Source organism: Tardiphaga sp., assembly GCF_028290495.1.
Classification (GTDB): domain Bacteria; phylum Pseudomonadota; class Alphaproteobacteria; order Rhizobiales; family Xanthobacteraceae; genus Tardiphaga.
The window spans coordinates 1-25,601 of sequence record NZ_JAQGJT010000023.1 but is presented as its reverse complement, the minus strand read 5'-3'; the positions used below and the strand labels follow the sequence as shown (position 1 = coordinate 25,601).

26 protein-coding genes are annotated in these 25,601 nt (G+C 62.2%); 13 read left to right on the top strand and 13 right to left on the bottom strand.

Features of this window, described 5'->3' with window-relative positions; all coding sequences use genetic code 11:
* Positions 1-69 precede the first annotated feature (69 nt).
* Positions 70-945 carry an NAD(P)-dependent oxidoreductase gene (locus JWQ24_RS03860; protein ID WP_299804582.1) on the top strand — a complete coding sequence of 292 codons (876 nt, stop codon included), beginning with the start codon at positions 70-72 and terminating at the stop codon, positions 943-945.
* Between the two features lie 5 nt (positions 946-950).
* On the opposite strand, the gene JWQ24_RS03855 is transcribed toward JWQ24_RS03860, so the two are convergent.
* The gene (locus JWQ24_RS03855) at positions 951-1,886 is read right to left on the bottom strand and encodes a LysR family transcriptional regulator (protein ID WP_299804580.1); all 936 of its coding nucleotides are present in this window, start codon (positions 1,884-1,886) and stop codon (positions 951-953) included.
* 91 nt (positions 1,887-1,977) lie between these two features.
* On the opposite strand from JWQ24_RS03855, the gene JWQ24_RS03850 reads away from it, so the two are divergent.
* The 11 genes from JWQ24_RS03850 to JWQ24_RS03800 all read left to right on the top strand — a co-directional run bounded on the left by JWQ24_RS03850 (position 1,978) and on the right by JWQ24_RS03800 (position 13,214).
* Positions 1,978-3,084, top strand: coding sequence for an LLM class flavin-dependent oxidoreductase (locus JWQ24_RS03850; protein ID WP_299804577.1), 1,107 nt, complete (start codon positions 1,978-1,980; stop codon positions 3,082-3,084).
* A complete protein-coding gene (locus tag JWQ24_RS03845) occupies positions 3,084-3,971 on the top strand; it encodes a polysaccharide deacetylase family protein (RefSeq protein WP_299804575.1) in 888 nt (295 codons plus the stop codon). The genes JWQ24_RS03850 and JWQ24_RS03845 overlap by 1 nt, the downstream gene beginning before the upstream one ends.
* Positions 3,972-4,317: 346 nt before the next feature.
* Positions 4,318-5,184, top strand: coding sequence for a branched-chain amino acid ABC transporter permease (locus tag JWQ24_RS03840; RefSeq protein WP_299804573.1), 867 nt, complete (start codon positions 4,318-4,320; stop codon positions 5,182-5,184).
* Positions 5,181-6,116 (top strand): branched-chain amino acid ABC transporter permease, encoded by a 936-nt coding sequence (locus JWQ24_RS03835; protein WP_299804571.1) that lies wholly within the window; start codon positions 5,181-5,183, stop codon positions 6,114-6,116. Before JWQ24_RS03840 ends, JWQ24_RS03835 begins: the two co-directional genes overlap by 4 nt.
* Positions 6,113-6,862, top strand: a complete 750-nt coding sequence (locus tag JWQ24_RS03830) for an ABC transporter ATP-binding protein (protein WP_299804569.1) — start codon at positions 6,113-6,115, stop codon at positions 6,860-6,862. The genes JWQ24_RS03835 and JWQ24_RS03830 overlap by 4 nt, the downstream gene beginning before the upstream one ends.
* The gene (locus JWQ24_RS03825; protein WP_299804566.1) at positions 6,852-7,577 is read left to right on the top strand and encodes an ABC transporter ATP-binding protein; all 726 of its coding nucleotides are present in this window, start codon (positions 6,852-6,854) and stop codon (positions 7,575-7,577) included. Before JWQ24_RS03830 ends, JWQ24_RS03825 begins: the two co-directional genes overlap by 11 nt.
* Positions 7,531-8,091, top strand: coding sequence for a (2Fe-2S)-binding protein (locus JWQ24_RS03820; RefSeq protein WP_299804564.1), 561 nt, complete (start codon positions 7,531-7,533; stop codon positions 8,089-8,091). Before JWQ24_RS03825 ends, JWQ24_RS03820 begins: the two co-directional genes overlap by 47 nt.
* The gene (locus JWQ24_RS03815; protein WP_299804562.1) at positions 8,088-10,187 is read left to right on the top strand and encodes a molybdopterin cofactor-binding domain-containing protein; all 2,100 of its coding nucleotides are present in this window, start codon (positions 8,088-8,090) and stop codon (positions 10,185-10,187) included. Before JWQ24_RS03820 ends, JWQ24_RS03815 begins: the two co-directional genes overlap by 4 nt.
* 16 nt (positions 10,188-10,203) lie before the next feature.
* A complete protein-coding gene (locus JWQ24_RS03810; RefSeq protein ID WP_299804558.1) occupies positions 10,204-11,097 on the top strand; it encodes an NAD(P)-dependent oxidoreductase in 894 nt (297 codons plus the stop codon).
* A 25-nt stretch (positions 11,098-11,122) separates the two neighbouring features.
* Positions 11,123-12,115: a Gfo/Idh/MocA family oxidoreductase gene (locus JWQ24_RS03805; protein WP_299804556.1), complete on the top strand. Its 993-nt coding sequence runs from the start codon at positions 11,123-11,125 to the stop codon at positions 12,113-12,115.
* A gap of 31 nt (positions 12,116-12,146) precedes the next feature.
* Positions 12,147-13,214, top strand: a complete 1,068-nt coding sequence (locus JWQ24_RS03800) for an amidohydrolase family protein (protein ID WP_299804550.1) — start codon at positions 12,147-12,149, stop codon at positions 13,212-13,214.
* A gap of 29 nt (positions 13,215-13,243) precedes the next feature.
* Here JWQ24_RS03800 and JWQ24_RS03795 read toward each other — a convergent pair whose 3' ends face one another.
* The 8 genes from JWQ24_RS03795 to JWQ24_RS03760 form a co-directional block, all read right to left on the bottom strand.
* Positions 13,244-13,975 (bottom strand): TetR/AcrR family transcriptional regulator, encoded by a 732-nt coding sequence (locus JWQ24_RS03795; RefSeq protein WP_299804547.1) that lies wholly within the window; start codon positions 13,973-13,975, stop codon positions 13,244-13,246.
* 364 nt (positions 13,976-14,339) lie between these two features.
* A complete protein-coding gene (locus JWQ24_RS03790) occupies positions 14,340-15,296 on the bottom strand; it encodes a cyclase family protein (RefSeq protein WP_299804544.1) in 957 nt (318 codons plus the stop codon).
* Positions 15,297-15,327: 31 nt separating this feature from the next.
* The gene (locus tag JWQ24_RS03785) at positions 15,328-16,062 is read right to left on the bottom strand and encodes an ABC transporter ATP-binding protein (RefSeq protein WP_299804541.1); all 735 of its coding nucleotides are present in this window, start codon (positions 16,060-16,062) and stop codon (positions 15,328-15,330) included.
* Positions 16,052-16,777 carry an ABC transporter ATP-binding protein gene (locus tag JWQ24_RS03780; protein WP_299804538.1) on the bottom strand — a complete coding sequence of 242 codons (726 nt, stop codon included), beginning with the start codon at positions 16,775-16,777 and terminating at the stop codon, positions 16,052-16,054. Before JWQ24_RS03780 ends, JWQ24_RS03785 begins: the two co-directional genes overlap by 11 nt.
* Complete coding sequence (locus tag JWQ24_RS03775; protein ID WP_299804535.1) at positions 16,774-17,766, bottom strand: branched-chain amino acid ABC transporter permease; 993 nt, start codon at positions 17,764-17,766, stop codon at positions 16,774-16,776. Before JWQ24_RS03775 ends, JWQ24_RS03780 begins: the two co-directional genes overlap by 4 nt.
* Positions 17,763-18,638: a branched-chain amino acid ABC transporter permease gene (locus JWQ24_RS03770; RefSeq protein ID WP_299804532.1), complete on the bottom strand. Its 876-nt coding sequence runs from the start codon at positions 18,636-18,638 to the stop codon at positions 17,763-17,765. Before JWQ24_RS03770 ends, JWQ24_RS03775 begins: the two co-directional genes overlap by 4 nt.
* Positions 18,639-18,663: 25 nt before the next feature.
* Positions 18,664-19,923, bottom strand: a complete 1,260-nt coding sequence (locus tag JWQ24_RS03765; protein WP_299804530.1) for an amino acid ABC transporter substrate-binding protein — start codon at positions 19,921-19,923, stop codon at positions 18,664-18,666.
* Between the two features lie 130 nt (positions 19,924-20,053).
* The gene (locus tag JWQ24_RS03760) at positions 20,054-20,986 is read right to left on the bottom strand and encodes a 3-keto-5-aminohexanoate cleavage protein (RefSeq protein WP_299804528.1); all 933 of its coding nucleotides are present in this window, start codon (positions 20,984-20,986) and stop codon (positions 20,054-20,056) included.
* Between the two features lie 230 nt (positions 20,987-21,216).
* Between JWQ24_RS03760 and JWQ24_RS03755 the strand changes: the two genes are divergently transcribed.
* The gene (locus JWQ24_RS03755; protein ID WP_299804525.1) at positions 21,217-21,426 is read left to right on the top strand and encodes a hypothetical protein; all 210 of its coding nucleotides are present in this window, start codon (positions 21,217-21,219) and stop codon (positions 21,424-21,426) included.
* A gap of 134 nt (positions 21,427-21,560) precedes the next feature.
* On the opposite strand, the gene JWQ24_RS03750 is transcribed toward JWQ24_RS03755, so the two are convergent.
* The 4 genes from JWQ24_RS03750 to JWQ24_RS03735 form a co-directional block, all read right to left on the bottom strand.
* Positions 21,561-22,805, bottom strand: a complete 1,245-nt coding sequence (locus JWQ24_RS03750; protein WP_299804521.1) for an ABC transporter substrate-binding protein — start codon at positions 22,803-22,805, stop codon at positions 21,561-21,563.
* A gap of 47 nt (positions 22,806-22,852) precedes the next feature.
* Entirely contained in the window at positions 22,853-24,589 is a 1,737-nt protein-coding gene (locus JWQ24_RS03745) for a CocE/NonD family hydrolase (protein WP_299804519.1), read from the bottom strand.
* Between the two features lie 292 nt (positions 24,590-24,881).
* On the bottom strand, positions 24,882-25,205 hold the full coding sequence (locus JWQ24_RS03740; RefSeq protein ID WP_299804516.1) for a hypothetical protein: 324 nt from the start codon (positions 25,203-25,205) through the stop codon (positions 24,882-24,884).
* Between the two features lie 199 nt (positions 25,206-25,404).
* On the bottom strand, positions 25,405-25,601 hold a 197-nt coding region (locus JWQ24_RS03735; RefSeq protein ID WP_299804513.1), incomplete at its 5' end, for a hypothetical protein.

The following is a 25,601-nucleotide window of genomic DNA, read 5'->3' as shown; positions in this document are numbered from 1 at the left end:
TTATCGAATGATTATTAAGTTTTCAAGCGCACGCGATACGCGTCGTCCTCTGGCGGGAGCTGAATCAAAATGAGCAAGATCGTCGGTATGATCGGCTTGGGTATCATGGGTGGCGCGATTGCCCCGAACCTGATCGAACGCGGCTGGACCGTGGTCGGATATGACGTCGATGCCGCGCGCACCAGTGCGCTCGCCGCTTTGGGCGTCATCATCGCGGGCAGCATCACGGAGGTCGTCAAGGCCGCCGAGCTGGTGATGACCAGCCTGCCCAGCCCGGCCGCCGCCTTTGCCGTCGCTGAGGAAATCAGCCGCTCCGGCCAGAGCCCGCGCATTGTCGTGGAGTTGAGCACGCTGACGATCGCCGACAAGCTGCGTTTCCGCGACATCCTCGCCGGCGCGCAACATATCGCATTGGATTGCCCGCTGAGCGGCACCGGCGCGCAGGCCGCGGTGCGCGATCTCATCGTTTATGCCAGCGGCGACAGCGCCGCGATTGCGAAGTGCACCGCGCTGTTTGCGGATTTCAGCAAGCAGAACGCCGATCTCGGCGTCTACGGCAACGGCAGCCGCATGAAGTTCGTCGCCAACCACCTCGTCGCCATTCACAATGTCGCGACCGCCGAGGCGATGGTGCTGGCGCAGCGCGCCGGGCTGGATCTGCAGCAGGTCGTCGATCTGGTCGGCCCGGGCGCCGGCGGCTCGCGCATGTTCCAGATGCGCGCGCCGATGATGGTATCGGGCGTCTACGAGCCGGCGACGATGCGGATCTCGACCTGGAAGAAGGACATGTCGATCATCGGCGCCTTTGCCGAAGAGCTGAACTGCCCGACGCCGATGTTCACGCTGACCCAGCCGGTCTACACCGAAGCGATGCAGATGGGGCTCGGCGACAAGGACACGGCAGCGGTGTTCGAGGTGCTCGACAAGCACGCGCCGGCGAAATAGCCCGCTCAGGCATCGCCCTGCGGCAAGACGCGCTCGCGAAACAGTTCGGTCGAACGCTCGGCCTCCGCCTTCAGCACGCCGGCGAAAAGGGCCGCCGCCGGTGTCATCAGCTTGCGCGACGGCTCGATCAGGATGAAATCCGAATATAGCGGCGGATCGGCCAGCGGACGGATATCGAAGCGGTCGCGGTCGATGTCAGAGGCCATCATCACGAAGGGCAGCACGGCCACCCAGTCCGTCGCCGCGACAAATTCCAGCGTGCCCATCATCGCGTCCATCTCCAGCCGACGGGCGACATCGACGCCGTTGGCGGTGAAATAGGTTTCGATGTTGCGACGCCGGGTATTCTGTTTGCCGGGCAGCACCACCTTCAACGGCCCGAGGCTGGACAGGCGCACGGGCTTCAGATGCTGGCCGGTGTTGCGCCGGGCGGTGACCAACATTTCGCGGTCGCGCAGCAGAAGCTGGCTGGACAGCCCGACCGCGCCCTCGAAGGCCGGCACCACCGCCAGATCGAGTTCGCCCTTCAGCAGCAGGTCCGTCAGCACGCCGGAATAGGCCTCGATAATGCTGATCTCAGACCCCGGCGTGGTCTGCAGGAATTTTTCCAGCGTCGGCGCCAGAATCGAACGCGCGATCAGCGGCATCAGCCCGATCCGCGCGACGCCGCCATTTTGCCGCGCAGCGACTTCCTGGTGCGCTGCATCAAGGCGTTTCAAGATGTCGACGCAGTCACGATAGTACTGCTTGCCGGCGAGCGTGGCCTCGATCGCCCGGCCATTGCGACCGAACAGCGCAGTGCCGAGTTCATCTTCCAGCGTTTTAACGTGCTGCGAGATGCCGGACTGCGTGGCCCCTTCGCGCTCGCCCGCAGCGGTGAAGGAACCTTCCTCGAACACCGCGACGAATGACTTCAACTGCCGGAGCGACACCATAACCATCAACTACCTTGATGCGAGACAGTAGAAATAATCATTTTTTATACTGCAAGACAATCTCTAGGCTGCGCCCAACACAATTGGGAGGCATTTCATGCAGCTTGGCTTCTTCACGATGCCGATTCATCCGCTCGACAAGGATTGGCGCCAGACGCTCGCGGAGGACCGCGAGGCGTTCCTGCTCGCCGACGAGCTCGGCTTCAACGAGGCCTATGTGGGCGAACACGTTACCGACCGCGCCGAGAACATCACCTCGTGCGTGGCATTCATCGCCTGGATCGCAGCGGCGACCAAGCAGATCAAGCTCGGCACCGGCACCGTCAACATGCCGAACACCCACCCGGCTTCAGTCGCAGCGACACTGGCAATGTTGGACCATATGCTCGACGGCCGTTTCATCTTCGGCATAAGCCCCGGCGGGCTGTTGTCCGATGCCGAAGTGTTCGGAAATCTCGACGCCAACCGCAACGAGATGTTCCTCGAGGCGATCAACCAGATCCTTGAAATCTGGACCACCGAGCCGCCCTATAATCTGAAAGGCAAGTACTGGAATGTCTCGACCGAGCGGACGCTGGTCAAAGAGATCGGCCAGGGCTACATCCCGCGCCCGCTGCAGCGCCCGCATCCGCAAATCGTCGTCACTGCCGTCGCGCCGTTCTCCAAAGGCGTCACGGAAGCTGCGATCCGCGGCTGGGATCCGATCTCGGCAAACTTCCTGATGCCGGCCTGGGTGAAGAGCCACTGGCCGAAATACGCCGAAGGTTGCGAACTCGGCGGGCGCGCCGCCGATCCCGCCAACTGGCGTGTCGCCAAGAGCGTGTTCGTCGCCGACGACGCGGCCAAGGCAAAGGCTTATGCCACCGATCCCGATGGCCCCTATGCGTATTACTATCGTTCGCTGTTCACCAAGCTGAAGAAGAACGGCCGTATCGAACTGTTCAAGACGCACCGCGACCAGCCCGATGACGAAGTGACGCTCGACATGGTGATCGACAAGCTGGTGATCCACGGCACGCCGGACAGCGTCGCCGACCAGATTCTCGGGTTCCAGGAAGAAGTCGGAGAGTTCGGCACGCTGCTGTATGCCGGTAAGGACTGGAAGGACCGCGACCTCGGACGGCGTTCGATGATCCTGATGGCGGAGAAGGTTATGCCGCTGGTCAACGCCGCCGCGCCGGCACGCATCAAGGCCGCAGAATGATGGATAAACCGATGACGCTTTCCGATCGTATTCCCTATCAGGCGCTGATCGACCGCCCGAAGCTTCGGTTGCCGGGCGGCAAGAAGCTTGCAGTCTGGGTGATCCTCAACGTCGAAGACTGGCGTATCGAGAATTCGATGCCGCGCACGGTACTGTCGCCACCGATGGGACAGCCGATGCTGCCCGACGTGCCGAACTGGTCGTGGCACGAATACGGCATGCGCGCCGGCTTCTGGCGGCAGATGAAGGCACTGACCGATCGCAGCATTCCCACCACGCTCGCGATCAACGGCAACGTCTGCAATTCCTATCCACGAGTGGCGGAGGCCGCGCGCGACGCCGGTTTCGAGTTCATGGGCCACGGCTTCGTACAGGGGCCGATGCACAAGGTCGAAAACCAAAACGACGCGATCAAGCGAACCGTGGACACCATCGGCGCTTTCACCGGCAAGGCGCCGAGGTCGTGGGAGAGTCCGGGCCTCACCGAGAACAACGACACGCTCGACCTGCTGCGTGCCAACGGCATCGAATATGTCGCGGACTGGGTGATCGACGATTTGCCGCAGGACATTCAGACGCCGCACGGCATCATTACGACGGTCCCCTACACCGTCGAGACCAACGACATCGTGATCCACGCGCTGCAGCACCTGCCTTCCGACGTATTCGTGCAGCGCTGCAAGGACCAGTTCGATCGGCTGTACATGGAAGGTGCCGACAACGCCCGCGTGATGGCGCTGTCGATCCACCCCTACATCACCGGCGTCCCGCACCGCATTCGTTACCTCGAGGAGGTTCTCGATTACATCATCAGCCATGACGGCGTAGCGCTGATGACGGCCAGCGAGATCGGCGACTGGTATCGAAACGAAATGCGCGCGACATAAGGCCCCGCGGTGATTGTGCATTGCGAACAACGGTTGCTAATTTTTCATTTGATAAATTAGCTGGATTGAACAACACTGACCTCGTTGCAGGACGCGCGGCTAACTTTCGTCCTGCAACGGGATGCTGCCCCTGAGAAGCGGATCAGCGCGCCACCCACATTCGAACGATGCATTCAACTGCGCCCTACTCTTTGCACCGCCCCGGCGGCAAATGACGAAGGGATGGCGCCGTTGATCCCAGGGAGGGACACATGGCCAACTTGGCTCAGAAATCCGTCAACGCGGCCCGCGAAAACCCGTTGCCGCGACGCGCATACACCATGCTGCATCCGCACACGGCCTGACCATGCAGTTCTGGATCATTCAATCGCTGAACAGCCTGTCGCTCGGCGCGTTGCTATTTCTGCTCGCCTCCGGCTTCTCGCTGATCTTCGGCCTGATGCGGCTGGCCAATCTGACGCACGGCGCGTTTTTCATGCTCGGTGCCTATTTCGGCGCGGTGGCGCTCCGCACCTTCGAGGGCGCCAATTTCTGGATCGTGGCGATCGGCAGCGGATTGCTGGTCGCGGCGTTCGGCGGACTGTTCGAGCGGCTGGTGCTGCGACGGTTGAGCACCAACCCGCTCGGGCAAGTGCTGGTAACGCTCGGCATGTCGCTCATTATCGCCGACGCCTGCCTGATCCTGTGGGGCGGCGATCCGATCCCGGTGCCCACGCCGGCCTATTTCCAGGCTCCCACACGGCTGTTCGGCTTCGTGTTTCCGACCTACCGTCTGGTGATTGTGGGCTGCGCGCTGGCGGTATCGTTCGCGCTCTATCTGCTGCTGGAACGAACCCGGATCGGCGCGATGATCCGCGCCGGCGTCGATGACCGGCAGATGGCGCGCGCGGTCGGCATTCCCGTCTCGAAACTGTTCACTGCGGTGTTCTGCCTCGGTGCCGGCATTGCCGGCGCTGGTGGTGTGCTCGGCGGCCCCGTGCTGTCGGCCTATCCCGGGCTAGATGCGGACATGCTGCCGCTCGCGCTGATCGTCGTCATCCTCGGCGGCGTCGGCAGCCTGCTCGGGGCCTTCGTCGGCAGCTTCATCATCGGCTTCATCTACACCTTCGGAGCGGCGCTGGTTCCTGACCTCGCCTACATCATCCTGTTCCTTCCAATGATTGCAGTGATCGCATTCCGCCCGCGTGGTCTGTTCGGACGGCTCTCGACATGAAAAAACTGGCAATTATCGTATCCGCGGTTCTTCTGGTCGCGCTTCCGCTGTTTTCGGGAGAATTCTATATCAACCTGAGCACCCAGGTGCTGATCGCCGTGATCTTCGCGATGAGCCTCAATCTGCTCGTCGGCTATGGCGGCATGACCTCGCTCGGCCACGCCTCCTATATGGGACTTTCCGGCTATATCGTCGCTATCCTGTGCACGCAGCACGGCTTCGGCAACGGCTCGGCGGCGCTGATCTCGATCATCGGCACCACCGTCTGCGCCGCATTGTTCGGCCTGCTGGCCCTGCGCGCGACAGGATTGAGCTTCCTGATGATCACACTGGCGCTGTCGCAGGTGTTGTGGGGCTTGGCCTACCGCATGACTTCGGTGACCAACGGCGATAACGGCATCACCGGAATCACGCGCCCGCTGCCGTTCGGCGTCTCCTTGGAAAGCCCGGAACACTTTTACTGGTTTACACTGCTGGTCAGTGCGCTCGGATTTGGCGCGATGGCGATCTTCGTCCGGTCGTCGTTCGGATCCTCGCTCAAGGGCGTGCGCGATCAGCCGCGCCGGATGGCGGCGCTGGGCTTCAATCCCTGGATGATCCGCTGGCTTACGTTCATCTATTCAGGGTTCTGGGCGGGCATCGCCGGGCTGCTCTACGTCTACTATCACAAGTACATTCATCCGACCTCGCTCTCGATCACCAATTCCGCCGAAGGCCTGCTCGGCGTGATCGCGGGCGGCTCGGGCACGCTGGGCGGTCCGGTGGTCGGCGCGGCCCTCGTCAGCCTGCTGAAGAACTACGCCTCCGCCTATATCGAACGCTGGAACATGCTGCTTGGCCTCATCTTCCTGCTGATCGTGCTGTTCATGCCGACCGGCATCGTCCCCGGTGCAAGGAAGCTGTTGAATCGGGTGTGGAGGACGCAGCCATGACGACGACGGAATACGCACTCGAGATCACCGACCTCTGCAAGGCGTTCGGCGGACTGGCGGTGACCAAGAACGTGTCGCTGAAGGTCCGGCCGGGCGAGCGTCGCCTGATGATCGGCCCCAATGGCGCCGGCAAGACGACGTTGTTCAACCAGATCACCGGCGACCTGCTGCCGAACTCCGGGCAAGTGAAACTGTTCGGCCGCGACATCACGAGACTGCGGCCCGACCAGCGCGCGCATTGCGGGCTGTCCCGGACCTACCAGATCATTACGCTGTTCACGGATGATACGCTCGAGCACAACGTGACGCTGGGCTTGATGGGCCTGCGTCCCGCGCGCTGGCACACGATCCGGCCCTTGTCGTCCTACACCGATCTGGCGCACGAATCCCGCCGCATCCTCGCAATGGTCGGCCTTGAGGATCGCGCCTCGCACCCGGTGTCCGACATCGCCTATGGCGAGAAGCGCCGCGTCGAACTCGCAATGGCGCTTGCGCAGAAGCCGCGCGTGCTGCTGCTCGACGAACCACTGGCCGGTCTTTCGGCTTCGGAACGCACCACCGTCAAGGCCCTGATCGCGGAGATTCCACGGGAGACCGCGGTGATCATGATCGAGCACGACATGGATACGGCGCTCGATCTCGCAGAGACCGTGACGCTGCTGAACTATGGCAGCGTGATCGTCGATGGCGAACGCGATGCAGTGATCGCCGACGAGAAAACGCGTGAGGTATACCTTGGCAACTGAAGCACTGTCTCTCACCAACGTCGATGCATTCTACGGCGACAGCCACGTGCTGCACGGCGTGAGCTTCTCGCTGCAGGCCGGCCAGGTACTGGCCCTGCTGGGACGTAACGGCGCCGGCAAGACCACCTGCATCTCCACGATCATCGGCTTCCTCAAACCGCCGCGGGGCGACATCCGCCTGTTCGGAACGTCGATCGCCGGGTTCACCCCGGAAAGGATTTCCCGGCTCGGCATCGGCCTGGTGCCGCAGGGTCGCCGGATATTTCCGTCGCTGTCAGTCCGCGAAAACCTCGTGGTTGCACGACAACGGTTGAACGAGACCGACCGGCCGTGGACGCTGGAGCGCATCTTCGAGATGTTCCCGCGGCTGCAGGAGCGCCAGGCGCAATATGCCGGCACCTTGTCCGGCGGCGAGCAGCAGATGCTGGCGATCGGGCGCGCGTTGATGGGCAATCCTTCGGTGCTGCTGCTGGACGAACCCTCCGAAGGCCTGGCGCCGCTGATCGTCGCGGAGGTCGGCCAGACCATCAAGAAATTGAAGTCGGAAGGGCAGTCCATCATCCTGGTCGAACAGAACCGCAAGCTGGCGCTAGATGTCTCCGATCAGGCTGTGATCCTCAACACTGGACGATGCGCGTTTGTGGGATCTGCCGATCAGGTCCGCGCGGATGAAGACCTTGTCGCCAAGCACCTCGGCGTTTACCACGCCCATTGATCAATCTGGAGCAATGGATTTGGCAGACGCTGTTGAGAAAACGTGGTCCCTGAAGGTGAACGGTGCTGCCGTAAACGTTACGGCGGCAGAGGACACGTCGCTGTTGATGGCATTGCGCCAGGACCTCAACCTCAAGGGAACCCGCATCGGCTGCGCGCAGGGCAATTGCGGCGCCTGCACGGTGCTGCTCGACGGCCGGCCGATCCAATCCTGCACGACGCCGCTCTACATGGTTGCCGACCGCAACGTGGTCACCGTCGAAGGTCTGACCAGCGACGGCGCACCCGGGCGGCTGCAGCTAATATTTCTTGACGAGCAGGCCGCGCAATGCGGCTATTGTATCAACGGCATCATCATGACCGTCACGGGGTTACTGAGCCAAACCCCACCGGCGGACCGCCACGAGATCGTGGAAACGCTGGATGAGCGGCATCTGTGCCGCTGCGGCGCGCAGGGCCGCATTCTGCGGGCGATCGACCGGGCGATGGCTGATCAAGCGGGAAGCCAGTCATGACGCAGCTCCCCGTCAACCTCGCACTCAATCCGCGGCTCAATCGATGGGTCTCGATCGACAGTCCGGATTTCATCACCATCCGGACCGGCAAGGTCGAGCTCGGCCAGGGCGCCGTCACCGCGATCGCGGCGATCGCCGCCAAGGAACTCGGCGTCGAGCTTGAGCGCATCCTGATGCAGCCCGCCGACACCGACGTCTCGCCGGATGAAGGCTACACCGCCGGCAGCTTCTCGGTCGAACATGGCGGCTCGGCTATGCGCTGGGCCTGCGCACAGGTGCGCGCTCTGTTCGAGGAACGCGCGCAGACGGTCCTCGGCGCCGGCGAGATCGTGGTGCAGGCCGGCATCTTCACGCAAGCAACGCGCAATGAAGGCGTCAGCTACTGGGACATGGCCGCCGATGTCGATCTGGACCGCTCCAGCGCCGATCTGCCGCCGCCTCACATGCAAGGCGGCACGATCGATATGGGCGCGCTGCAGCGGCTGGATCTTGGCCACAAGCTCACGGGTGCTGCCTTCATCCACGACATGGCGCTGCCTGATATGCATTACGGGCGCGTGCTGCGGCCGGCGCATCCGAACGACCAGCTGACATCGTTCGACCGCGACAAGGTTGCAGGACTGCCGGGCGTGGTGGCCGTCGTCGTCGATGGCAGCTTCATGGGCGTGGTTGCCCGCCGCGACGAGCAGGCGCTGCACGCCATCGCCGTCGCCGCCCGCACGGCGCAGCGGCAGCGTACCGCCGAACTTCCCGAGACATCCGATACGCATGCGTGGATCGCGACGCTGACGCCGCGCAGCACGACGTTCCTGTCGGACGATGGCCCGGAGCCGGTGGCGCACCAGCGCCATCACGCCGCCTACTCGCGCCCGTTCATCGCGCATGCGTCGATCGGTCCATCCTGCGCGGTAGCGACCTGGAAGGACGGCCACGTTACGGTCTGGTCGCACTCGCAGGGCATCCACCCGCTGCGCGGAGCGCTGGCGCGCGCGCTGCGCATCGAGCGCGATCAGGTCCGCGTAATCCACGCGCAGGGTTCCGGCTGCTACGGACACAACGGCGCCGACGACGTGGCGCTCGATGCCGCGTTGCTGGCGCGTGCGGCACAGTTGCCCGTGATGTGCCTGTGGACACGCGCTGATGAATTGAGCTGGTCGCCGTTCGGCGCGGCCATGCGAGTGGAGCTCGACGGCGCGCTCGACGCCGACGGCAATGTGGTGGAATGGAAACACGCGGTGTGGAGCCCGCCGCATCTGGCGCGGCCCGGCTTCGGCGACGGCGTCAACCTGCTTGCCGCACAACAACTCGACCCGCCGCACCCGCCCGGCCCGCCCAATGAGGCACCGCGCCCCTACGGCGGCGGCGACCGCAATGCCGTGCCGCTGTATCGGCTGGGCAAGCGCAGCATCACCCATCACCTGCTGCCGCAGGGCCCGCTGCGCAGCTCGGCGCTGCGTTCGCTTGGCGCGCATTGCAATGTGTTCGCGATCGAAAGCTTCATGGATGAACTGGCGGCGCTGGCCGGGATCGATCCCGTCGAATTCCGACTCCGCCATCTCGATGAGCCCCGCGCCGCGGCGGTCATCCGCGCCGCCGCCAAGCTGTCCAACTGGGATCCTACCGATCAGGGCGGCGAAGGCGTCGGCCGCGGCATTGGCTTCAGCCGCTACAAGAACCACGGCGCCTATTACGCCGCGGTCGCGACCGTCGAGGTCACCGACGTGGTGACGATCAAGGACGTCTACGGGGCGCTCGATGCCGGCGAGATCATCCATCGCGACGGTACGCTCAACCAGGTCGAAGGTGGCGTCATTCAAGCGGCCAGCTGGACGCTGAAAGAACAGGTGTCATGGACCCGGGACGGCTTTGCGGTGCGCGCATGGGACGACTACCCGATCCTGAAATTCTCCGAGATCCCGCACATCCACACCGAGATCATCGAACGGCCCGGCGAGACCGCGCTCGGCGCCGGCGAATGTGCCGCGGGCCCCGTCGCAGCTGCGATCGGAAACGCGATAGCGCACGCGCTCGGCGTCCGCGCCCGCGACATGCCACTGACTTTCGACCGGCTCGAAGCCGCCATCAACTCGCTGTAACCTCGAAGGAGTTGCCATGAAGATCGGGATCTGCGGAACGGGACGAATGGGCGCGGCGATCGCCCAGCGCGTGATCGCGCAGGGACATGATCTCACGGTCTGGAACCGCGACGCCGGCAAGACCAAGCCACTGGTCGATGCCGGCGCCAGCCTCGCCGCCTCGCCCGCGGCGCTGGTCGCGGCCTGCGACATCACCATCGTCATGCTGCTGAACGACGCCGCGATGCAGGCGGTCTACACGGCCGACCAGGGGCTGCTGAAGGCCGACCTCGCCGGCAAGCTCATCATCGACATGAGCACCGTGTTGCCGGAGACCATGATCGAGCTCGGCTCCGCCGTGACCAAGGCCGGCGGCGGCTTTGTCGAATGTCCAGTCGGCGGCACCGTCGGCCCCGCTCGTGACGGCAAGCTGCTCGGCCTCGCCGGCGGCACCGATGAAGATTTTGCGCGCGCGCTGCCGCTGCTGGAACAGCTTTGCCGGCGCACCGAACACGTCGGCAGATTGGGATCCGGCGCGGCGATCAAGCTCGCCGTCAACCTGCCGCTGCTCGTTTATCTCCAGGCGCTGGCCGAATCGCTTACCCTCTGCCAGCCGCTCGGCCTGCCGCCGGAACGCCTGATCGACATTCTCTCCGACACGCCCGGCGCACCGCCCGCGATGAAGATGCGCGCGGCCGATATCATCAAGCTGCTCGCCAGTGGCGAGCGTGTCGCGACACAGTTCTCCGTCAGTGGCGGCAGGAAGGATCTGCAGACCGCGGTGAACTACGCCGCGAAGCTCGGCAAGACGCTGCCACTTGCCGCCAGCGCCGCCGCTGTATTCGCCGAGGCCGAAGCCACAGGGCTCGGCGACAACGACGTCATCAGCAGCATCCCCGCTTACTGGTTGTCACGCAAGGCGAGCATCTGACCGCTTTCGTACCTGGAGTTCGTGCATGATCAACGCAGCTGTTATTGGTTTGGGCTGGTGGGGGCAGACGATTGCCCGCGCGCTGGCGAAGAGCGACGTCATCAAGCCGTTGCTCGGCGCCGATCCGCTGGAGGGCGCGCGCAACAAGCTCGCTGCCGAAACGGGCATCGCGACTTGCGCGAGCTTCGAGGAAGCGCTGGCGCGCTCTGACATCCAGGCTGTGATCCTGTGTTCGCCGCAGACCGAGCACGCCGCGCAGATCGAGGCCGCCGCGCGCGCCGGCAAGCACGTGTTCTGCGAGAAGCCGCTATGCACGACGGGGGCGGACGCCGAACGCGCCATCGCGGCTGTACGGCAGGCCGGCGTGACGCTCGGCATCGGCCATGAGCGCCGCTTCGAGCCCGCGGTGATCGACATGAAGCAGCGCTTCGCCGACGGCGAGTTTGGCCAGGCTTTGGTGTTCGAAGCCAACTTCAGCCAGGACAAGTTCCTGTCGCTGCCGGCCAACAACTGGCGGCTGTCACCGACGGAAAATCCGGTAGGCCCACTGTCGGCGACCGGAATTCATCTCGTCGATCTCTCGATCTCCTTCCTCGGCCAGCCCAAACAGGTCTGGGCGCATCTGGCGACCCGCGGCAGCCACTTCGCCAATGGCGACATGCTGTCGATCATGCTGACGTTCGAATCCGGCGCCAGCGCCACGCTCACCGCCGTGCTGGCGACACCCTTCATGGGACGATTGGCGCTGCTCGGCTCAAAGGGTTGGATGGAAATCCGCGACCGTACCCATCCGGAACATCCAACCGGCTGGGACGTCACGCGCGTGCTGCGGGATGCTGCGCCGATCGTCACGGAATATCCGGCGCATCCCGCCGTGCGCGACAATCTCGAAGCATTCGGCCGCGCCGCGCTCGGCATGGGCGTCTATCCCGTTCCCCACCACGAAATGCTCGCGAACGTCCGCACGTTCGAAGCCATCCAACGTTCCGCGGCAAGCGGCCGTATCGAGTCCATCTGACTTCCCCACCTCCGCAACATGAGTGCAGACCATGATCGACAAAAAAAACCGCTACGGCCGAACCGCCGCCCGCATCCATGACGCCGACGGCCGCGCGCGTCGCCCTTCGACGCTAACCGTCGATATCCACGCCCACATCGTGGTGCCGCAGGCATCCGCACATGCGCAGAAGCATGTCGATATGAGCCGCATTCCGCTGGCGCACTTCTCGGACGAAGCGACCAAGGAAATCAACGCGCTGCAGGACAAGGACATCGCCGGGATCATGACGACGATCGATCGTCGGCTGTTCGATCTCGATGCGATGGGCATCGACATCCAGGTCGTCGCTCCGGCGCCTGGGCAGTGCTACTACTCGATCGATGCTAAAATCGCGGAAGCCGCGCACCGCATGGCGAATGACGGCGTCGCCGAATATTGCGCGCGCCGCCCGGATCGCTTCGTCGGCCTCGGCGTGGTGACGCTGCAGGAGCCGGAGATCGCGGTGCGCGAGCTCGACTACATCATGAACACCCTGAAGCTGAAGGGCGTCGAAATCCTGACCAACGTCGATGGCCAGGAACTGTCCGATCCCAAGTTCAGGCCGTTCTTCGCCAAGGCGGAAGAACTAGGCGCCTTCATCATGATGCATCCCAACGGTTTCACCCATGGCGACCGCCTGACGCATTTCTACTTCAACAACGTCCTCGGCAACCCCCTCGAAACGACGCTGGCTCTGCACAACCTGATCTTCTCAGGCACGCTGGCGCGCTTTCCGGAACTGAAGCTGATGGCGGTCCACGGCGGCGGTTACCTGCCGGGCTATTCAGGCCGGATCGATCATGCCTGGGGCGCACGACAGGACTCGCACGGCAACCTGCCGCTGCCACCGACGACCTACCTGCGTCAGGTCTATCTCGACACCGTCGTGTTCACCTATCACCAGCTCGCTTACATGCTCGATCTGTTCGGCCCCGATCGCATCGTGATGGGCACCGACTACCCATTCGACATGGCAGAGTACAATCCGATCGGTCACATCGCCGGCGTCAACGGCATGGACGAAACCACGCTGGCGCAGATCGCCGGCGGCAATGCCAAGCGCATTCTGGGACTGTAAGTCATTGGGCGTCCCTGACGGCTATGCCGTCAGGGACGGACCATTTTTTTGCGGGCCTTTGACACTGCGGGCGATACAAGCGGCTTGTCGGACGCTGCGCCACCGGTCTCCGTTCCGAACAGCCGTCCGATCCCTATCAGAAACACGCTCAGCGTCACGGAAATCACGCGGTTCTTGTCTTCCAGAACGGGCGCCTCGTAGATCAGCTTGCGCATGCCGTAATAAAAGATGCCGCTGTGAAACGCCCAGGCCAGTTCGAGTTCGATGGCAGACGCCTTCTTCTGCGGCGGCAGACCGGCTTCGTGGCGATACTCCTGAATGATGCGGGTCAGGATCTTCTTTTGCACGACGTCAAGATACCAGCGGTTGATATCAAGGCCCTTCAACCCCGAGAAAAGATAGATTCGCATCCACTCGCGGGTGAAGATCACATCGGTGTAGGCTTGGTAGAATTCCTCGAAACGCTTGCTGATCGGCTGCGTCCGGTCCGTCAACAGCCTGTCCCATGCGGGATCCCACCGCTCCAGATAGACCGTGCGGTACACCTCCTTGATGAGGTGCTCCTTGCTGGGAAAGTAACGATACAGCAACGGCTGCGTAACGCCAATCTTCTGTGCCAGTTCGCGCGTGCCGCCGTTGAATCCTTCTTCGGAGAAGAAGATCGTCGCGGCGTGGAGGATTTCCCTGCGCCGGTCCTCCGGTGAAAGCCGCCTGCGCCTCGGCGCCGCCGCGGCTTTTCCAATCAGGGCTTTCTTAGTCATCGTGATCCGTAGGTCGGGGTGGCCAATTTCCTGTCGCAACGGCGATCGGACAATCAGCTGGAGGTACGTCGAGATGCGAGCGTGCCGCGCAACTCAAGAGCAGGATTCCCGACCGACCCGACAAATGCAACCGATTTGATCGGGTGACTGGAAAACACCCGCACAACGGGGCCACCGACGCCGCGGCTGGCGTCCCATCCCACCGGCCATTCATTCTGAATGCACGATGGGCGAATCACGCCTGTCACTGCTTGTTGCAAAATCGCAGGTCGCCGGTCGCCGACCGGATGGCATTTGGTGCAAATGCCAACTGCCCCCGATTTGCATCGGGGGCAGTCTCGGGCCATCGGATTTGCGGATCGAACTACTTGATCGCCAGCGGGTTGATCGGCGAACCTGTTCCCCCCGTGATCACCAGCGGCGGTCCAGCGAACATGAATTCGTAGACGCCATCCGCAGCGCAATCATCGGCGAGATCCTTGACGTGGAAGATTTCACCCATGGTCAGGCCCATCGCCGGAATCACGACCCAGTGCCAAGGCTGCGAGACTTCCGACGTTTCATTGGGACGGACCTCGACGCCCCAGGTATCCGAGCAGATCGCGGCGATTTTCTTCTCGAAGCTCCAGTAGCAATTTTCGAACTTCACGCCTGGCGCATCGCCTCCAGCGTAACCGCCCCAGGCATTGTTCTTCAAACAGCGTTCCATATGGCCGGTCCGGATGATGACAAAGTCGGCTTCCTGGATCGTCACGCCCTGCTTCTTGGCAACGGCATCGAGTTCGTCGTTCGAAATCGCGTAGCCGTCATCGAGTGAATCGACGCCCTTGTAGCGCGCGACGTCGAGCAGCACGCCGCGGCCGACCATCCGGTCCCTGGTGTGTTCGATGCCGAGCTTGTGAACGCCGCGGCTGTCAACGTTCCTGGCGTCGTGGCCATTATACATCTTGTCGTGGTTGAAGACGTGACCGAGCGAATCCCAATGCGTCGCCGATTGCACGGGCATGTTGATGGCGTCGTCGGCGTAACGCATCTTGTTGATCTCGTCCTGCCGGCCCGCGATCGCATCGGTGCCGGTGGCGAGCATGGTATGGATCGGATTCCAGCGGCCACCGAACAACCCGCTCTGCGGACCCTGCTGGTTCAACGGAATTCCCATGCCGAATACCTTGCCCTGCTTCACCAGCTTGGCGGCCTCGGTGACGTGCTTCGGCGTCACGTAATTGAGCGTGCCGATCTGATCATCCGCGCCCCAGCGTCCCCAGTTGGACAGCTTCTTGGTGGCTTCAGCGATCGCTTCCTTGCTGACTTTGATATTCATGGTCTTTCCTGTTCTTGTTGTAGGGTCGGGTCTAGTCGGAACCGAGATACAGACGACGCACGATGTCGCTGTCCCTCAGTTCGGTGACACTGTTGGCAGACAGCACCACCTGTCCGTGAACGAGCACGTAACCGCGCTGCGCGATGCGCGCGGCCTGCTCGAAATTCTGTTCGGCCATCAACACCGTGAGGCCGAGCGCGACGGAAAGTTCGGAGATCTTGTCGATCATGCGCGCAACGAGGATCGGCGCGAGCCCGACAGAGGGCTCATCGACCAGCAGGATGCGCGGCCGCGCCATCAGCGCGCGTGCCAGCGCCAGCATCTGCTGCTCGCCGCCGCTCATCGAGCCCGCCAGCTGCGTACGCCGCTCCCGCAGCCGCGGGAACGTCTCGTAGCAATACTCCATCGTCTCCTTGATCCTGGCGCGCGCGAGCTTGCGGTAGGCGCCGAGTTCAAGATTCTCTTCAACCGTGAGCTTCGGAAACAGCCGCCGGCCTTCCGGCACCAGCGATATACCCAGGTCGACGATCTCCTCGGTAGAGAGACCGACCAGATCATGGTGCTTGCCGTCGATCTCCGCGGTGATGGTGCCGCGGCTCGGTTTGATTTGCCCGGTGATGCACCGCATCAGCGTGGTCTTGCCGTTGCCGTTAGTGCCGAGCAGCGCCACGGTTTCGCCGTCACCGACGCGAATGCTGACATCGGCCAGTACCGTGACGGCGCCGTACCCGGCATTGATGCCCTGGATGGTCAGATTATTGGCCAAGGTAGGCCCTCACCACTTCCGGATGTTGCATGACCTCGCGCGGATCGCCGTCGGCTATCTTGGCGCCGGCGACAAACACCACGATCCTTTGCGAGAAGCGGATTACCGCACGCATGATGTGCTCGATCAGGATGATGCCGATGCCGCTCTTGTTGAGCTCGATCAGCAGATCGAGAATTTCATCGACTTCCGAATCCGACAGACCCGCCATCGCCTCGTCGGCGATCAGTACCCGCGGCTGCGCGGCCAGCGCGCGGCCAAGCTCGAGCTTTCGCAGATCGACCTGACTCAGGCTCTTCGGACTGAACCCGGCCTTGTCCCGAAGACCGACCTTGCCAAGGATATCATCCGATCGGGCGTCGAGTTCGGTCTGATCGGTCAGCCCCCGGATGAAGGCCAGCGGCACGCCGATGTTCTGGCGCACCGTCAGCCCACGGAACGGGCGCGGGATCTGGAAACTGCGCGCGAGGCCGGCATGCGCCCGCTTCCATGCCGCCATGCCGGTGATGTCCGCGCCGGAGAAAGCCACACTGCCCTCCTCCGGCCGCAAGGCGCCTGTCAGGCAGTTCACGAAGGTGCTCTTGCCGGACCCGTTCGGCCCGATCAGACCGACGCGCTCGCCGGCCCCGAGATCGAAATCGATGCCGTTGAGCGCAGTGAAGCCGCCGAACCGCTTCACCAGTCCACGCGAGGAGAGGATAGGAATCTCGCTCATTTGCGTTTCCTCTCCCAGATATTTTTGACGAAGCCGACGATGCCGTTCGGCGCGACCGACACGAAGATGACCAGCAGCACGCCGACGATCAGCAGGTTTAGCGCCGAGGAGATGGTGACGGTCGCGACCTGCTGCAGCGTGCCCAGCAGCAGCGCGCCGATCACCGGCCCGATCCACGTCGCGGTGCCGCCGATCAGCGGCATCGCAATGGCATTGACGGCAACCGACAGGCTGAAGGCCGATGCGGGATCGATATAGGTGACGAAATACGGAAATGGCGCGCCGACGATGCCGAGCAGAGCGCCGCTTACCGTAGTGGCGATCAGCTTCATTTTCATGGAAGGCACGCCGGCGCATTCCGCCGCCAGTTCATCGTCCTTCAGCGCCGCCAGGCCGTTGCCGATCCAGGAGCGCTCGATGTAACGGGCGACCAGCACCGACCCGATCGCGATCAGCAGCATCACGATCAGCAGATAACGCGCGTAGGACCCGAAATACGGCATCGTTGCGGGGTGGATGATGTAGACCCCGCGCGAACCGCCGACGAACGACCAGTTGACGATCAGGGTGTTGAGCACCACCGAGAGCGCCAGCGTCGCGATCGAGAAGAATACGCCGCGCAGCCGCAGCGTGAGATAGCCCATTCCGAGGCCGAGCAGTCCGGCGACCAGCGCAGCCAGCGGAATGGTGAACAGCAGCGGCCACTGCAGCGTCTTGTAGACGACGACGCTGGTATAGACGCCGACCGCATAAAAGGCGGCGACGCCGAAATTAACGTAGCCGGCGTATCCTCCAAGGATATTCCAGGCCGTCGCCAGCGCGACGAACTGCAGGATCGTATAGGCGGCGAGGAACGCGTAATCGGTCCCCGCGAAATCCAGCGCCATCACCAAAGCGACGCCGATCGCGACACAGACGGCGGCGGTGATGAGTCCGCTTCGCGCCGTCGCGCGCCAGTTTACAGATGGGGTCGATGCTACGTTTTTCATCGTCCCAAAATCCCGGCCGGTTTGACCGCGAGCGTCACCAGCAACAGGCCGAAGGCAACCGCAGGCGACCAGGATGGTCCGAAGAAGGTGGTGGTGATGCTCTCGGCGATGCCGAGGATCATCGAGGCGAGGATCGTTCCCGGCAGGCTGGTCATGCCGCCGAGCACGGCGATGGCAAAGACGCGGCCGATGAAGTCGCGCCCCAGCGACGGCTCGATCGGCTGGATGATGATCAACAGCGCGCCGGATAACACGGCGGTTGCGATCGACAGTCCGAACGCGATCTCCTTCACCTTGACCGGATTGCCGCCGACCAGCCGCAAGGCCAGAGGATCCTGCGATACTGCGATGATCGCCTTGCCGATATAGGTGCGGTGCATGAACACCATGATGGCGCCGATGGTAGTCAGACCCACGATCAACGGCACCAGCAACCGCCAGGGCACCGAGACGAAGCCATAGGAGATGGTCGGTCCGATGTAGATCGCCTCGACGAAGCGGTAATCCACCCCGAACGTCAGCAGCAGAACCACTTCGATGATGAACAAAAGACCGAAAAAGAACGCCAGACCCTGCAGCGAGTCTTCGCCCCTGCGCTCGAACACGTAGTAATAATATTTATAGACCAGCATGCCCACGATGAATCCGGGGATCATCGTGAGAATGCCGACCAGAAGCGGGTCAACGCCAAACACCGTATTGAAATAATAGGCGATGAAGCCGCCGGTCATGATGAAGGCCGGATGCGCAATGTTGACGACATCCAGCATGCCGAAGGCGATGGTGATGCCGACGGCTACGGCGCAATAGAAGCCTCCGAGCATGATGCCGGCGACGATCGCGTTGGTCAGGAGATCCATACTGAATGTCATGCTGGGTTCCGGCCTTCACGCATCGTCAGCGCTTGATCGGTTCGAACGGCGTGACAAGCTCGCCGGACTTGAAGGCCACCGGATCGAGAATGACCTGCTTGCCGGGCAGCTTGAACTGCTCGACGTCGTTTCCGGTGATGCCGCGATACTGCACCAGCAGAACACGCGGCTTTTCCCATTCACCACGATCGCCGAACTTTATGTCGCCCATGATCGTCGAGAACTTGGTAACCCGCATGTAGTCGGCGAGCTTCTTGTCATCGAGCGACTTGGTCGCGGTGATCGCCTGTTCGAGAATCTGCATCTCGGCATAGGCGAATGGCGGGATGTAGATGCCGAGGGGATCGACGCCGGCCTTGGCGGCAAGCTCGCGGTATTTCACCAGGAACGGCGCCACGCCCGGGAAATCCATCGTTGGCTCCGGCACGTAGAGATCATAGGCCACGATGTTGTTGAGCATCGGACCGAGCTGCTGCTTCAGGGCCGCGAACTGCAAGCCGATCATGCCGCCGCCGACCATCCGCGCGCTGAAGCCGACTTCGTGGATCGCCCGGATCATGCCCGCGGAATCCGGCGGATAGGAACCGATGAACAGCAGATCCGGACTGGTCGCCTTGATGGCGCGAACGATCGAGCCGAAATCTTGCGTGTTCGGCGGATAGCTGCGGTCGTAGACGACCTTGATGCCGGACTTCTTGGCGTTCTCACGGGCGCCTTCGATGGCCACCACACCGAACTCGGCGTCGGCCCCGACCAGCGCCACCGTCTGCGGCTTCGGTGACAGCTTCGAGGCCAGCTCGAAGAAGCCGCGCGAAAATTCGACCTTCGCGTTGGGGCCGTTGGGCTGCAGCTGGAAGTAGCGGTCGTATTTGAACTCGTCGTTGGCCGCCAAGGCGAACAGCGACATGAACAGCTTGCCCTTCTGCATCACCACCGGCATCGCCGCTGCGGTCGGAACCGTTGCGTAGCCGGAGATAACGATGTCAACCTTGTCAACATCAAGCAGCTTGGAATAGATGCCGGGCACCGTCGCAGGATTAGACTGGTCGTCATAGTTGACGAGTTCGACCTTGCGGCCGAGCAATCCGCCGCGGGCGTTCACTTCTTCTGCCCAGATCTGGTAGGCGAGCAGTGCGGCCTTGCCGCCGCTGGCGAGCCCGCCCGTCAGCGCCATGCCGAAACCGATCTTGATCGGTCCTGTTTGTTGTGATCGGGCTGGCAGCCCCGTGGCGAGCAGTGCAGCACCAGCAAGCGATAGCGTTTGGCGACGCGTAACGTCTGTCATAGTCCCCTCCCCTGAAGCCGGAGCTTTTTGCCCCATTGGTCGTCTGGCAGTTTCATCGCCCACCGTATCGGCAGGCGACCGTCGCACCATCTCTCACCCCGCAACACGGTCGCGGGGTGAGAGATGGCGATCAGAAGTTGACCTGATCGGCACCCTTGAGAGTGAGAATTTCGCGCGCCTCGTCGGGCGTCGCGACCTCAAGCCCCATGCCCTCGATGATCTTGCGGACCAGGCGCACCTGGTCGGCGCTCGACGTCGCGAGCTTGCCGGGGCCAGCCCAGAGCGAATCTTCCAGACCGACGCGAACGTTGCCGCCCATCGAGGCCGACATCGCGGCGATCCGCATCTGCGATGCGCCAGCGCCGAGCACCGACCAGCGGTACTGGTCACCGAACAGTCGATCTGCCGTGCGCTTCATGTGCACGACATCCTCGACATGCGTCCCGATGCCGCCGAGGATTCCGAACACCGACTGCACGAACAGCGGCGGCTTCACCAGCCCGCGCTCCAGGAAGTGGTTCAGGTTATAGAGATGCGCGATGTCGTAGCACTCGAACTCGAACCGGGTGTTGTTCTCGTAACATGTCTTGAGAATGAACTCGATGTCCTTAAAGGAATTGCGGAACACGAGATCACGCGTCGATTCCAGGAATTCCGGCTCCCACGCGTGCTTGAAGTCCTTGTATTTGTCGAGCAGGTGAAACAGGCCGAAATTGATCGAGCCCATGTTGAGCGATGCGACTTCGGGGCTGAAATGCTGCGCCGGCTTGACGCGCTCATCCACCTTCATGAACGGACTGCCGCCCGTGGTGATATTGATCGCGGCATTGGTCTGCTGCTTGATCCGGGACAGGAAGCGGCCGAATGCTTCAACGGTCTGGTCCGGGCGGCCGTTTTCCGGGTTGCGCGCGTGCAGATGAAGAATGGCTGCACCGGCCTCGGCGGCGCCGAGTGCATCGGCGATGATTTCGTCGGGCGTGATCGGAATGTGAGGGGACATCGACGGCGTATGGATCGCGCCGGTCACAGCGCATGTAATGACGACTTTGCGCTTAACAGCCATGTAGTTTCTCCCAAATATGTCGCGCCGAGGTATTCCCCGTTATTAATCAGCTGATCATTAGCATGGAGCGTTGTCAATATCCGTCTTTGCGACATTTACGACGTCACCGCAGCGCACAAGGCAGTGCGAACGTTATCGAGTCATATGCGCTTGCGGCACGATGTAACCGAACTGCAGTTACGTCCTGTCGCTCCGATAGCTGGAAACATACCGACCGGAGTTACCTCGTCTTGCAGACCGGACGCAGCACGACAAACGGATTCAACAACGATAGCCCCCCGGAAGGCCAGGGAATGGAGAGGCACAAGCGAGGCGAATTGGTCTTTGCAGGTCTGATGAAACGGTTGATGCAGGCGGGCCAGACGCATTCCGCCTATGTTGCCGTCTCCGAAGACTACGACGCGTTCTTTCCCGCGAACGACGATACCGATCGCCGGTAGCTACGCGGTCCAGCCGATTAGCTTACGGCGCGACCGATCCATTGATGTGCGAAGACATTCAGATACTCCACTAACGCGCCGCCGCCCCCGGATCACGGGAGCGACGGTCACTCGTCAGAAGGCCTCCGGTCAGATTATTTTTCTAGATTCTTGGCCGGCGGATAATCCCGCGAATAGACGGGGTTGGCGAGAAACGCTTCCTTGCCGTAGGTCCAGAACTGGCTGACATCCGGATAGGTCTTGAACACCGAATTGACCAGCCGGCCGTCCTTGCGCGTGACTTTGCGCAGGTAGACGTTACCGACCACGTTGCCAGTGTCATCGAACTTGACCGGGCCGCGCGCGGTATCGACGTTGACCTTGCGAAGCGCCGCCATGAACGCCTTCTTGTCCTCGACTTTGCCATCGACCGCCTTGATCGCGGCTTCCAGCACGGCGCCGTTCACATAGGTGCTGGCCGCATAGAAGCCTGGATCGTATTTGAATTCCTTGCGGAAGGCTGGCGCAAAGGTCAGGTTCGGCTTGGCTTCCAGTTCGGCCGAATACCAGCAGGTGGTGACGATGTTGAGTGCCTCGTCACCCATGTTGCGCAGCACCGCTTCGTCGAGCGCGGTCATGCCGCCGATCACCGTCATCTTGTCCTTCATGCCGTAGTCGACGAACTGGCGCAAAAAACGAAAACCGTTCGATCCGGCGAAGCCGAGGAAGATGGCATCGGCTTCCTTCAATTGACCGACATAGGTGCCGTAATCGGGCACAGCGAGCGGCGAGAACAGCTTCTGCACAATCTTGCCGCCGTTGTCCTCGAACACCCGCTGGAAGCCCGCGCACATCTCGTGGCCATAGGCGATGTCGTCGCCGATGGTGATCATCTTCTTGTATTTCAGCTCCTTCGCGGCGTATTCGCCGAGCGGATGCGCGCACTGGGACGAGGTGGACGTTGCACGCACGAACCACGGGTTGGCGCTGCGCTGGGTCATATCCTCCGCGGCGGCCACCGACAGCGTCGGGATCTGCGCCTGGCGGATGTAATCGTCGATCGCCAGCGCTTCGAACGCGGCGAGCGGCCCGATCAGGCAGTGCACCTTGTTCTTCTCGACAAGTTCCTGGGTCTTGGTGCGCGCCGTGGCGGGAACGCCGGCGGTATCAGCCGAAATCAACTCGACTGCGCGGCCTGCCAGTTTGTTGTCGCGCTCCTTCAGATACATGATGAGCGCGCGCTCCATGTCGATACCGCCGGACGCCAGCGGTCCGGTCTTGATCGTCAGCAGGCCGATGCGGATCGACTCGTCCGCGGCATGGACCGGGCGCGATGCCAGCGCTGTGCTCAGTCCAAGCCCGGCCGCACCCGCAACAAAATTGCGACGTGAAATTCTCATCGTCTCTCTCCCTTGTTTACGTTTTTGTCGGCCGTTGCGGCCGTTGGTTATTTGGCAGGCACGATCGGTACCAGCACGTGGCTGGAGCCGTCTTCATCGATATGCAGCGTGGTTGTTCCGCCGAACAGCTTCTCCGGCCGGTCTCGCGGATCATTGTGAAGGAACGGACCGCAACCGAGCAATTCGTTCTTGAAATTCGACAGCTTGGCGCCGGTGGTCTTCTGCCAGATGTAATCTTTGCCGCGCACGCTCAGAGCGAAGCGATGACCCTTCGGCACCACGATCGACGTCGGCCAGATCTCGACCGCGAGATCGACGGGAACACTTGGCTGCAACGGCTGTACCTCATCGTGGGTGTGATAAGGCCGGTACGGCGTCGATATCTTCTCGTTGAGCTTGCGGTGCGAGGCACGCAACCAGCCTTGCGCCACCGGCGTATGCGGATCGATCGCGCCGACAAAGGTCTGCTCGCGCAGATCGGCGCTAAAAATCCGGAACACCAGGAAGATGTCGGCGTCCTCGGTGCTCGAAGAGATTCGCAGGCCGGCAGCAAGCGGGCCGGTGATCTCGGTGTCTTCCGTCATCGGCTTCGACATGAAGGTAAGCCCGTCGCCCAGCGCATCGAATTCGATCCTGGCCGACTTCGACGGCTTCTCCAGGGACAGCGTCTGATCCCTGGGATCGAGATAGAACTTGGTCCACGCTGTCTGCGGCAGCGGCCAGTCCGCTTCGTGACGCTCGACAAAGCGATCGGTATGGCGAACCTGCAACTGCACCTTGGGCTGCTGGTCCCAGCCGTTGGCTTCACCCTTCAGGTAGAAGTCGAAGAACCGCTTCTGCAGCGCGCGGCCGTAATCCGTATAGAAATGCGTCCAGTGCTCGAGGCCGTGGCACTCCAGCCATTTATCCTTCGACGCCGCGCGCATGTAGCCTTCGAAATTGCCGCGCGGATGCAGGCCCTGCCCGCCCCAGTTGGCCGCCGACAGGAACGGAACCGTGACTTTGTCCCAGTTCGGCGAGCGTGCCTTGTGGTAGTCGTCGTCGAGCGGATGGGCGAGGATGTCGTCGCCGAAGCTGCAGCGATTTCCCGCCAGCTCAAGGTCGGACATCGTTTCGTCGCCACACACCAGCGCGCCGGTGACCTTGCTGCGCGGGCCGCGCTCGCCGAGGCCGAACTGCACGGTCTTCACCTGCATGTCGTACCAGTTGGCCCAGAACGTCGAGAGAATGCCGCCATGATGCGTCATGTCGCGGTACCAGTCGGCAGAGCCTTCCCAGATGCACATCGCCGCGAGGTGCGGCGGCTGCAACGACGCTACCTGCCACTGGTTGATGCCGTAATAGGAAATGCCGTTCAGCCCGACCTTGCCGTTCGACCAGCCCTGCACGCCGGCCCATTCGATGCATTCGTAGAAGTCGCGGCTTTCACGCGGCGAGAAATGATCGACGAATCCCGGCGAGCGCCCTGTGCCGCGCGAGTCCACGCGCACGCAGACATAGCCGTGGCACACCCACTTTTCGGGATCGACCACCTCCCAGTTCTGATATTTGTTGGTCGAGCCATAGGCGACATCGGGATGACCCGCGACCATGCTCTGCCACGCGCTGGGATACCCCTCCTGAAACGAAAGGCCCTTGGCGTAGGGACCATAAGTCAGCAACACCGGATACTGGCCGCCTCCGATCGGGCGGAATATATCGGCCCGCAAGATGACGCCGTCATCCATGCGAATCTCGACATCCCAATCAATCAGCATGCCGTCTTGTTCGGTCGACTGGACCATTTCTTCCCTCACAGTTTATTTATTGGGAAGATTGTCGAACAAGATTTCTTATTTATCAAGTGAAAAATACGGCGGCGTGGCGTCGCACGCTGCACCGCAACGAGCCGCGAAATCCGCACGCACGATGGTTGGATGTTGCCGCGGATATCGGAAAATTCGGAGGGCGAAGATCAGGCGCTGTGGTGCATGGGTTTTTCGCCGCGCCATGAGAATGTATCGCCGAAAGCGAAATATACTTCCGGCTTCGCTTCGCGAGAGACCGCGCAAGGCGATCCACCCTGCCCCCTCGCCGCTACCCCTCGATGCGGACGAGCACGACTTCAAGCGGGACACCTGGAAATTGACGCACGGTGCCGGTGCAGATCGCAGTGGTTTGGCCCGACTTGCCTTCGAATTCGAGATCGAGATCGTCGATTCCAAACAGCGATTGCTGGCCGATCGAATGCCGCCGCGTCGAGATCGTCGCCTTGAACGTGCCGCCGTCCTGCGTGAAACTTCCGCTGTATTCGATCACGGTGTCGCGCCCGGACATCTTCTGGTTGGCGAGCTCGATCACGCCTACGCCATCGGCGGACGCCGTCTTGAACCAGGCTGAGTATAGACCATCGTGCAACATCTTCGCACCCTCTTCGGTTGCAGTTCATACAATACCCGTCTGGCCATTTGGTAAATCGAATGCAGCGCATTCTAACGACGCGCACGATGCGTTGATGGCCCGCTCATTTTTCCAGTCGATCTGATGAGCATCGAGGCAACGACGCGTCAGTTGCAACCGACAACAAATTGTCGCGCGGAACGCCGGCTAAATGACAACATCATGAACTCTTCGCTAAAGGCGGCATCACATAAATGTCAGGCGACGCCATCGGCTTTTCATCCCCACGGCTCCAATCGGCCTGATTGCTTGGGCATGATCGGGACAACAGCGATGGAGACGGCACATGACGATCGATTTGCAGCCCCAACTCGATTCCCGCGCGGTCGCCGCCTTGCGTGAAGTGCTGGAGATCGC

What these genes read in the sequence shown, in the direction of transcription:
- JWQ24_RS03775 (WP_299804535.1), bottom strand. Translation starts at nt 17,766, where the DNA reads ATGAAAAACGTAGCATCGACCCCATCTGTAAACTGGCGCGCGACGGCG.
- JWQ24_RS03860 (WP_299804582.1), top strand. Translation starts at nt 70, where the DNA reads ATGAGCAAGATCGTCGGTATGATCGGCTTGGGTATCATGGGTGGCGCG.
- JWQ24_RS03820 (WP_299804564.1), top strand. Translation starts at nt 7,531, where the DNA reads ATGAAGACCTTGTCGCCAAGCACCTCGGCGTTTACCACGCCCATTGAT.
- JWQ24_RS03760 (WP_299804528.1), bottom strand. Translation starts at nt 20,986, where the DNA reads ATGGCTGTTAAGCGCAAAGTCGTCATTACATGCGCTGTGACCGGCGCG.
- JWQ24_RS03765 (WP_299804530.1), bottom strand. Translation starts at nt 19,923, where the DNA reads ATGACAGACGTTACGCGTCGCCAAACGCTATCGCTTGCTGGTGCTGCA.
- JWQ24_RS03855 (WP_299804580.1), bottom strand. Translation starts at nt 1,886, where the DNA reads ATGGTTATGGTGTCGCTCCGGCAGTTGAAGTCATTCGTCGCGGTGTTC.
- JWQ24_RS03835 (WP_299804571.1), top strand. Translation starts at nt 5,181, where the DNA reads ATGAAAAAACTGGCAATTATCGTATCCGCGGTTCTTCTGGTCGCGCTT.
- JWQ24_RS03815 (WP_299804562.1), top strand. Translation starts at nt 8,088, where the DNA reads ATGACGCAGCTCCCCGTCAACCTCGCACTCAATCCGCGGCTCAATCGA.
- JWQ24_RS03850 (WP_299804577.1), top strand. Translation starts at nt 1,978, where the DNA reads ATGCAGCTTGGCTTCTTCACGATGCCGATTCATCCGCTCGACAAGGAT.
- JWQ24_RS03830 (WP_299804569.1), top strand. Translation starts at nt 6,113, where the DNA reads ATGACGACGACGGAATACGCACTCGAGATCACCGACCTCTGCAAGGCG.
- JWQ24_RS03745 (WP_299804519.1), bottom strand. Translation starts at nt 24,589, where the DNA reads ATGGTCCAGTCGACCGAACAAGACGGCATGCTGATTGATTGGGATGTC.
- JWQ24_RS03795 (WP_299804547.1), bottom strand. Translation starts at nt 13,975, where the DNA reads ATGACTAAGAAAGCCCTGATTGGAAAAGCCGCGGCGGCGCCGAGGCGC.
- JWQ24_RS03790 (WP_299804544.1), bottom strand. Translation starts at nt 15,296, where the DNA reads ATGAATATCAAAGTCAGCAAGGAAGCGATCGCTGAAGCCACCAAGAAG.
- JWQ24_RS03810 (WP_299804558.1), top strand. Translation starts at nt 10,204, where the DNA reads ATGAAGATCGGGATCTGCGGAACGGGACGAATGGGCGCGGCGATCGCC.
- JWQ24_RS03740 (WP_299804516.1), bottom strand. Translation starts at nt 25,205, where the DNA reads ATGTTGCACGATGGTCTATACTCAGCCTGGTTCAAGACGGCGTCCGCC.
- JWQ24_RS03840 (WP_299804573.1), top strand. Translation starts at nt 4,318, where the DNA reads ATGCAGTTCTGGATCATTCAATCGCTGAACAGCCTGTCGCTCGGCGCG.
- JWQ24_RS03750 (WP_299804521.1), bottom strand. Translation starts at nt 22,805, where the DNA reads ATGAGAATTTCACGTCGCAATTTTGTTGCGGGTGCGGCCGGGCTTGGA.
- JWQ24_RS03805 (WP_299804556.1), top strand. Translation starts at nt 11,123, where the DNA reads ATGATCAACGCAGCTGTTATTGGTTTGGGCTGGTGGGGGCAGACGATT.
- JWQ24_RS03770 (WP_299804532.1), bottom strand. Translation starts at nt 18,638, where the DNA reads ATGACATTCAGTATGGATCTCCTGACCAACGCGATCGTCGCCGGCATC.
- JWQ24_RS03800 (WP_299804550.1), top strand. Translation starts at nt 12,147, where the DNA reads ATGATCGACAAAAAAAACCGCTACGGCCGAACCGCCGCCCGCATCCAT.
- JWQ24_RS03845 (WP_299804575.1), top strand. Translation starts at nt 3,084, where the DNA reads ATGGATAAACCGATGACGCTTTCCGATCGTATTCCCTATCAGGCGCTG.
- JWQ24_RS03780 (WP_299804538.1), bottom strand. Translation starts at nt 16,777, where the DNA reads ATGAGCGAGATTCCTATCCTCTCCTCGCGTGGACTGGTGAAGCGGTTC.